This window comes from Pseudomonas anatoliensis, from assembly GCF_017976235.1.
Lineage (GTDB): Bacteria > Pseudomonadota > Gammaproteobacteria > Pseudomonadales > Pseudomonadaceae > Aquipseudomonas > Aquipseudomonas anatoliensis.
In genome coordinates this window covers 889,285-896,431 of record NZ_JACVHC010000002.1, presented here as the reverse complement: position 1 = coordinate 896,431, position 7,147 = coordinate 889,285, and the positions used below count along the sequence as shown (strand labels likewise).

At 57.8% G+C, this 7,147-nt stretch carries 7 protein-coding genes; 4 read left to right on the top strand and 3 right to left on the bottom strand.

The annotated features are described in order from the left end of the window. Window positions 1-555 precede the first annotated feature (555 nt). Window positions 556-1,443 carry a threonine/homoserine exporter RhtA gene (gene rhtA / locus ICA16_RS09425; protein ID WP_150615876.1) on the top strand — a complete coding sequence of 296 codons (888 nt, stop codon included), beginning with the start codon at window positions 556-558 and terminating at the stop codon, window positions 1,441-1,443. A 168-nt stretch (window positions 1,444-1,611) separates the two neighbouring features. Next, the gene (locus ICA16_RS09420) at window positions 1,612-1,893 is read left to right on the top strand and encodes a hypothetical protein (RefSeq protein ID WP_042560187.1); all 282 of its coding nucleotides are present in this window, start codon (window positions 1,612-1,614) and stop codon (window positions 1,891-1,893) included. 1 nt (window position 1,894) lies between these two features. On the opposite strand, the gene ICA16_RS09415 is transcribed toward ICA16_RS09420, so the two are convergent. After that, window positions 1,895-2,458, bottom strand: coding sequence for a TetR/AcrR family transcriptional regulator (locus ICA16_RS09415; protein WP_210700451.1), 564 nt, complete (start codon window positions 2,456-2,458; stop codon window positions 1,895-1,897). A 92-nt stretch (window positions 2,459-2,550) separates the two neighbouring features. Between ICA16_RS09415 and ICA16_RS09410 the strand changes: the two genes are divergently transcribed. Next, window positions 2,551-3,279 carry an SDR family oxidoreductase gene (locus ICA16_RS09410; protein ID WP_150603416.1) on the top strand — a complete coding sequence of 243 codons (729 nt, stop codon included), beginning with the start codon at window positions 2,551-2,553 and terminating at the stop codon, window positions 3,277-3,279. A gap of 37 nt (window positions 3,280-3,316) precedes the next feature. Next, a complete protein-coding gene (locus ICA16_RS09405; RefSeq protein ID WP_210700450.1) occupies window positions 3,317-3,913 on the top strand; it encodes a 2-hydroxychromene-2-carboxylate isomerase in 597 nt (198 codons plus the stop codon). Window positions 3,914-3,964: 51 nt separating this feature from the next. On the opposite strand, the gene ICA16_RS09400 is transcribed toward ICA16_RS09405, so the two are convergent. Together ICA16_RS09400 and ICA16_RS09395 are read right to left on the bottom strand one after the other, a co-directional pair. Further along, window positions 3,965-5,773, bottom strand: coding sequence for an aminopeptidase P family protein (locus ICA16_RS09400; protein ID WP_210700449.1), 1,809 nt, complete (start codon window positions 5,771-5,773; stop codon window positions 3,965-3,967). A 55-nt stretch (window positions 5,774-5,828) separates the two neighbouring features. Beyond that, a complete protein-coding gene (locus ICA16_RS09395; RefSeq protein WP_210700448.1) occupies window positions 5,829-6,995 on the bottom strand; it encodes an aminotransferase class V-fold PLP-dependent enzyme in 1,167 nt (388 codons plus the stop codon). Window positions 6,996-7,147: the final 152 nt, after the last annotated feature.

Sequence of the window (7,147 nt, the reverse complement as noted above, 5' to 3'; positions counted from 1 at the left end):
CTGACTCCACAAGCACCCACACGAATTGCTTGATTCAGTTGTTAAAGAGCGGTTGGTTAAGATCTTTCGTCTCAACCGAGGCGCGCATTCTACAGCAGCCTCATTTGCTGTCAAGTGATTATTTTCAGAAGTTTTCGAAGAATTCTTCAACAACTTCAACCACTTGCGCTTCCGATCTCTCGTTAGCGGGAGGCGAATTCTACAGCGTTACTCGCTGTTGTCAACACCTCTTTTTCTCCGCTTTCGACCGAGAAGATCGAACCGTTAAAAGAGCCAAACATCACCGCTCTTTCAACTCCTTCCAGGCTTCGATGAACTGAAGCGACCCGCTCTCGAAACCTACTTAACTCATTGAATCTCAAGGAGTTTTCCGTTTCGACTGCGCCGGAAGTGGGGCGAATTATAGACGTCTGGAATCTGCCGTCAACCGCTATTTTCGTTTTTATCGAAACTTCCGAAAATCCAGCTTATATATAGACGTCAGAGACATGAATGCGCAGTATATTGCCCAACACCTACAACAACCCCCGCTATTACCTTGGACGATGCCGCGCAATGAATGACCAACCTCGCTCTCTTGCCTCAATGCTGTTCCCGGTTGGCCTGCTATTGATAGCCATGGCATCGATCCAGTCCGGAGCATCGCTGGCCAAAAGCATGTTTCCAGTGGTGGGCGCTCAGGGGACGACAACCCTGCGCCTGATTTTCGCGAGTGTGATCATGCTGTTATTGCTGCGCCCATGGCGAGCAAAGCTGACAGCCAAGTCGCTGCGCACGGTGATCGTCTACGGCATGGCGTTGGGAGGCATGAACTTCCTCTTCTATATGTCATTGCGCACAGTGCCGCTCGGCATCGCCGTTGCTCTCGAATTTACCGGCCCATTGGCCGTAGCTATATATGCATCCCGGCGCGCCATCGACTTTCTGTGGATCGGCCTGGCCATAGCCGGCCTGCTGCTATTGATACCGACGGGGGCAACAACCGCGGGAATCGACCTGGTTGGGGCCGGGTATGCATTGGGTGCCGGGGTCTGCTGGGCGCTATACATTCTGTTTGGTCAGAGGGCCGGTGCTGATAACGGCGTTACGACCGCAGCGTTAGGCGTGATGATCGCAGCGCTGTTCGTGGCTCCCATCGGCATCGTGCATGCCGGCGCAGCGCTACTGACGCCCTCGCTGATCCCGATTGCCATCGGCGTCGCCATCCTGTCCACCGCCCTGCCCTACACCCTGGAAATGGTTGCTCTCACTCGAATGCCCGCGCGGACCTTCGGTACATTGATGAGTATCGAACCGGCATTCGGCGCGCTGTCGGGCCTGCTGTTTTTGCAGGAATACCTCACGTTGTCACAATGGATGGCGATCCTGTGCATTATTCTGGCTTCCGTTGGTGCGACCATGACCATGGGCAACGCCGCCAAGCCTGCCATAGCGGCGGATTGAAACAGGATTTGACGAAGGTCTGGCAATTGGCGTTCATTTAGGCCATGTTTAGGCTCGCAACCCAATGCCAGATATGGATTTTTTCCGACTGGGATTTCGATACGCCTAGAGCGCAAGCGAATACAGGCAGACCGGAGCATCAGACTCGCGCCCGCTATAAGGACGGTAATGAAACGAATTTTGATATTGATCGCCGTACTCGCGGTTGCGGGCTGCGCGGCGACCTCGAAAACCCAGGTGAAGCACGGTAAGAAAGGGCTGCACATCAACTGTTCGGGACTCTCGTCCTCTTGGGACAAGTGCTATACCAGCGCAGCCAACTCCTGCGCCCCGAAAGGCTATAAGGTCATCGCCAAGTCAGGGGATTCCGTGGAGGAGCCCGGTGACTATCCATTCGGTCTCAATCCCGCTGGCTACACCAGCCGCAGCATGATCGTCATCTGCAAATAGATCACGGCTGCCGGGAGATCTGACGCCCAATTTCGTCACTGCTGGACTTCAGCACCTTGCGCTGAATGTCCGGCGTGGCCAGCATTCGCGCCACCACTAACGCGCCAACGCATTGCGACAGAATCGACCACGCCAGGCTGTCGCTCTCAAGTATCTGCGCCCAACTGTCCTGAACCCTGCAGATCCACAACTCGGCCTGCTCACGCACCTGAATATCCGAACGGGCGATTTCCGCGCCTAACGCCGGCAACGCACAGCCGGACTCAGGCTGCTCAACGTGAGCCATGCTCAAGTAGTGTTTGAGGCAACGCTCCAGCCGCTCACGATCCTGCGCCCCCTGCCCGCCCAGCCGCTCAAGGCTTTGCCCCAACTCCCTCTCGACGATGGCAGTGAACAACGCATCCTTCGAGGAGAAGTGACTGTAAAACGCCGCTCCGCTCAGCCCGATAGCCTTCATCAAACCATCGACGCCGACCGTGGAAAACCCGGATCGCTTGGCCGACAGCGCACTGCTCTGCAATAGTTTTTCCCGGGTTTCCAGCTTGTGACTAGCGGAGTAACGCATGTTTTTTGCCCTCGAATTGACCACCTTGACGCTGGCCGAATCCTAGCATAACGTTCGTTCACTTAACGATCGTTTACTAAAGGGGTTCACCCATGAATAACAAGAAGGTCGTATTGGTTGTCGGTGCTGGTGATGCCACAGGCGGTGCGATTGCCAAGCGTTTTGCCAAGGAAGGATTCGTTGCCTGCGTCACGCGACGCAGTGCCGAAAAATTGCAGCCGCTGGTGGACGCGATTCAGGCCGAAGGCGGCGAAGCTCACGGCTTTGCTTGCGATGCACGCAAGGAAGAAGACGTCATCGCGCTGATCGAAGACATTGAAGCCCGCCTCGGCCCGATTGAAGCTTTTGTCTTCAATATCGGCGCCAACGTGCCGTGCAGCATCCTTGAAGAAACCGCTCGCAAATACTTCAAGATCTGGGAGATGGCTTGTTTCTCAGGTTTTCTCAATGCTCGTGAAGTGGCAAAACGCATGGTCACGCGCAAACGCGGAACCATTCTGTTCACTGGTGCGACTGCCGGACTGCGCGGCGCATCGGGATTCGCCGCATTCGCCGGCGCCAAGCATGGCATCCGCGCGCTCGCACAAAGCATGGCTCGCGAATTGGGCCCGATGAACATTCATGTTGCCCATATCGTCGTCGATGGTGCCATTGATACGGATTTCATCCGCAACAGTTTCCCTGAGAAATACGCCACCAAGGATCAGGACGGCATTCTCAATCCCGAGCACATCGCCGAAAATTACTGGTATCTGCACAGCCAGCCACGCGATGCATGGACGTTCGAGCTGGATCTGCGCCCTTGGAATGAACGCTGGTAAACCCACCGCCCATAACAATAAATAGAGAGCAGCGAAAATGACCAAAACCGTGGAGTTCTATTTCGACCTCGGCAGCCCTGCCACTTATCTGGCCTACACCCAGCTACCGAAGATCTGCGCAGCAACCAATAGTCAGCTGATTTACATTCCGATGTTGCTGGGTGGCGTTTTCAAAGCGACCGGCAACGCCTCACCGGCAATGATCCCAGCGAAGGGTCGCTACATGTTTCAGGATCTGGACCGGTACGCCAAACTCTATGGCGTAGCGCTCAAGTTCAATCCGCATTTCCCGATCAATACGCTGCTGTTGATGCGCGCCGTCACTGGCATACAACTGCGCCAGCCGGAACGCTTTCAGGCGTTTATCGACTGCTTGTTCACGGCGTTGTGGGTGGAGGGCAGAAACCTGAGCGACCCGGCAACTGTGGTTGCCGTGTTGAGCGAACACGGGTTCGAGCCCGATGACGTCCTGGCGCTGACCAATGACGAAACTGTCAAGGCTACGCTGAAGGACAACACTGAAACGGCCGTCAAACGAGGCGTTTTCGGTGCTCCGACCCTGTTTATCGGCAATCAGATGTTTTTCGGCCAGGATCGTCTCGACTTCGTCGAGGAAGCACTACGTCAGATTTAGATCGAAACGATGACAGGTGGGCACTGATTTCAGCCCCCACCTGTCATGCGATCAGATTGCAGCAGTACGCGTATTCAGCCATTCCATAGCGGCACCGTCGAGCAACGGGCTCAGGCGCTCACGCACCTCAGCGTGATAGGCGTTGAACCACTGCTTTTCCTCCTGACTCAGCAAGTCTGGCAGCAGACAACGCGTATCGATCGGGCACAGGGTCAAGGTTTCAAACTTGAGGAACTCGCCGAACTCGCTACTCCCCGCCTCACGGTTCATCGCCAGGTTTTCGATGCGCACGCCCCACCGGCCCGGACGATAAGTGCCTGGTTCGATCGAAGTAATCATCCCCGGTTGCATCGCGGTCTGCGGTGCCGGCGCTGCCTGATAGGCAATCACTTGCGGGCCTTCGTGCACATTGAGGAAGTAACCCACGCCATGCCCGGTGCCATGACCGTAATCCACGCTTTCAGCCCAGATCGGCGCGCGCGCGATGGCGTCGAGCAGTGGCGACAGAATGCCTTTCGGAAACTGTGCCCGCGACAGCGCAATCACGCCTTTCAACACGCGAGTGCAATCGCGCTTCTGTTCTTCAGTCGGCGTACCGACCGGCACCATGCGCGTGATGTCAGTCGTGCCGCCGAGATACTGACCACCGGAGTCGATCAGCAACAAACCATCACCCTCGATCACCGCGTGCTCTTCTTCGGTGGCGTGGTAATGCGGCATCGCACCATTGGCGTTAAACGCAGCGATGGTATTGAAACTCAGCGACACATAATCCGGACGACGCTCGCGGGCAGCGGTGAGTTTTTCGTCGATGGTCAACTCGGTAATGCGCTCACGACCCCAGGCCGATTCCAGCCAGGCGAAGAATTCGCAGAGTGCCGCGCCGTCCTGCTCCATCGCTTTACGAATGTGCGCGGCATCCGCTTCACTTTTTTGCGACTTGGCCAGTGTGGTCGGGTTCAAGCCTTCGACCAGTTTTACGCCACTGTCGAGGTTATCCAACAGACCGCTGGTGACTCGCGCGGGATCCACCAGCAGGCTTGCGCCGCTCGGTACGGCGCGCAAGGCACTGGATACTTCGCTGTAGTCGCGCAGCGTCACGCCGTCCTGTTCCAGCACGGCACGCAACTGCGCATCAACTTTGCTCAACGCAACGAACAGCGTGGCTTGCTGCTGATTGATCAGGGCGAAAGAGACGAACACCGGGTTGAACGACACATCGCCGCCGCGCAGGTTGAACAGCCATGCGATATCGTCGAGGGTCGCGATGAAGTGCCAGTCGGCGCCGCGCTCTTGCAAGCTTTCGCGCAGTTTGGCGAGTTTCTCGCCACGGCTGACGGTCGCTTGCGGCGGCAGATGCTGATAGATCGGCGCGTTTGGCAGAGTCGGGCGGTCGCTCCAGACATCCTTGAGCAGATCGATATCGGTACGCAGACGCGCGCCGCGTGCTTCGAGTTTGCTGCTCAGAGTGCGCGCCGAAGCCACGGCCATCACTGCGCCGTCTACTGCAACCACGCCACCTTCCGGGGTCTGCTCAGCCAGCCAGTCCAGCGGGCTCGGCTGCCCTGGTTGCAGCTTGACCAGTTCGATGCCGCTGCCGTTGAGTTCCTTGGTCGCCTGTTCCCAGTAACGACTGTCGGCCCAGACGCCGGCGAAATCGAGGGTGACTATCAGTGTCCCGACCGAACCATGAAAGCCCGACAGCCACTGCCGGCCCTGCCAGTAACCCGGCAAATACTCCGACAGATGCGGGTCGGCGGAGGGCACCAATAACGCATGAATGCCTTCGCGGCGCATCAGTTCACGGGTGCGCGCCAGGCGCTGGGGCACCGATCCTTCGGTCAAGGTCTGGGTACTCATCATGTCTCCTGCTAATCACTTGTTCGTTATTGTTCGTAGCCGTTGGATCGGCTGGTTATAGCCCTGTCGCCCAGAATGCCGGAGCACTGGCGCAGGCGCTCTTGATCAATTCGCAAGCCTTGTCGACATCTTCCGCGGTGGTGAAACGGCCGAGGCTCAAGCGAATGGTACGCCCCGCCAGCCGCGCATCATGTCCCAGCGCCACCAACACGTGGGATGGCGCGTTGCTCGCGGAGTTACAGGCTGAGGTCGCGGAAAACGCGATCGAATGGCTCAGCGCCGCGCTGTTGAATTCGCCCTCACTGAACGTCAGGCTCAAGGTGTGCGCAATGCGCTGACTGGCACTGCCATTAAGACGTACGCCGGGCAGGCTCAACAATTGTTCGAGCAAGCATTCGCGCAACGCGACGATGGATTTTTTCTCTTCATCGAAAGCGCCAGCGGCCAACGCGAATGCGGCGCCCATTCCGGCAATCTGATGGGTTGCCAGCGTCCCGGAGCGCAAGCCGCTTTCGTGTCCGCCACCATGAATCTGTGCCTGCACGCGTTGCTGCGCCCGCGGCCCGACGTACAATGCGCCAATGCCTTTGGGACCATAGAGTTTATGCGCCGAAAACGACATCAGATCCACCGGCCACTGCGCCAGGTCGATCGCCACTTTGCCGGCGCCCTGTGCCGCATCGACATGGAACAGCGCCTCGCGACCGCGGACGATTTCACCGATGGCCGGGATGTCGTTGACAGTGCCGAGTTCGTTGTTGACCAGCATCAGCGAGACCAGAAAGGTGTCATCGCGCATCGCTTCGCTGACCGCCTGCGGTGTGATCAATCCATCGGCGTCCGGGACCAGATAGGTCACGGCAATGCCGGCGTCCTGCAACTGGCGGGCGGTATCGAGAATGGCTTTGTGTTCGATCTGGCTGGTAATGATGTGGCCGCCAGAGACACCGCGCGCCTGCGCCACGCCTTTGAGCGCGAGGTTATTGGACTCGGTGGCACCGGAGGTCCAGACGATCTGTTCAGCTTGTGCCCCGACTAGTTCGGCGACTTGCCGGCGGGCCTGCTCGACCGTCTGCCGGGCCTGCTGGCCGAACGCGTGGGAGCTGGAGGCCGGGTTGCCGAAATTACCGTGAAACCCCAGGCATTCAATCATCACCTGGATGACCCGCTCGTCCACCGGGGTGGTGGCGGCGTAATCGAAATACAACGGACGTGTGTTCATAAAAAGACTCGCAGAGCGTGTTCCGGGATCAGGAGGCTCGTGTCTGCAAACGGCACCGCGCAGCCTCGTGAGCTGCGCGTCGGTTCGAGAGCGTCATCAATACCTGATCGGATGCCGTTAAAGAAGGACAACTTCATTAAAAGTGCGTAGGA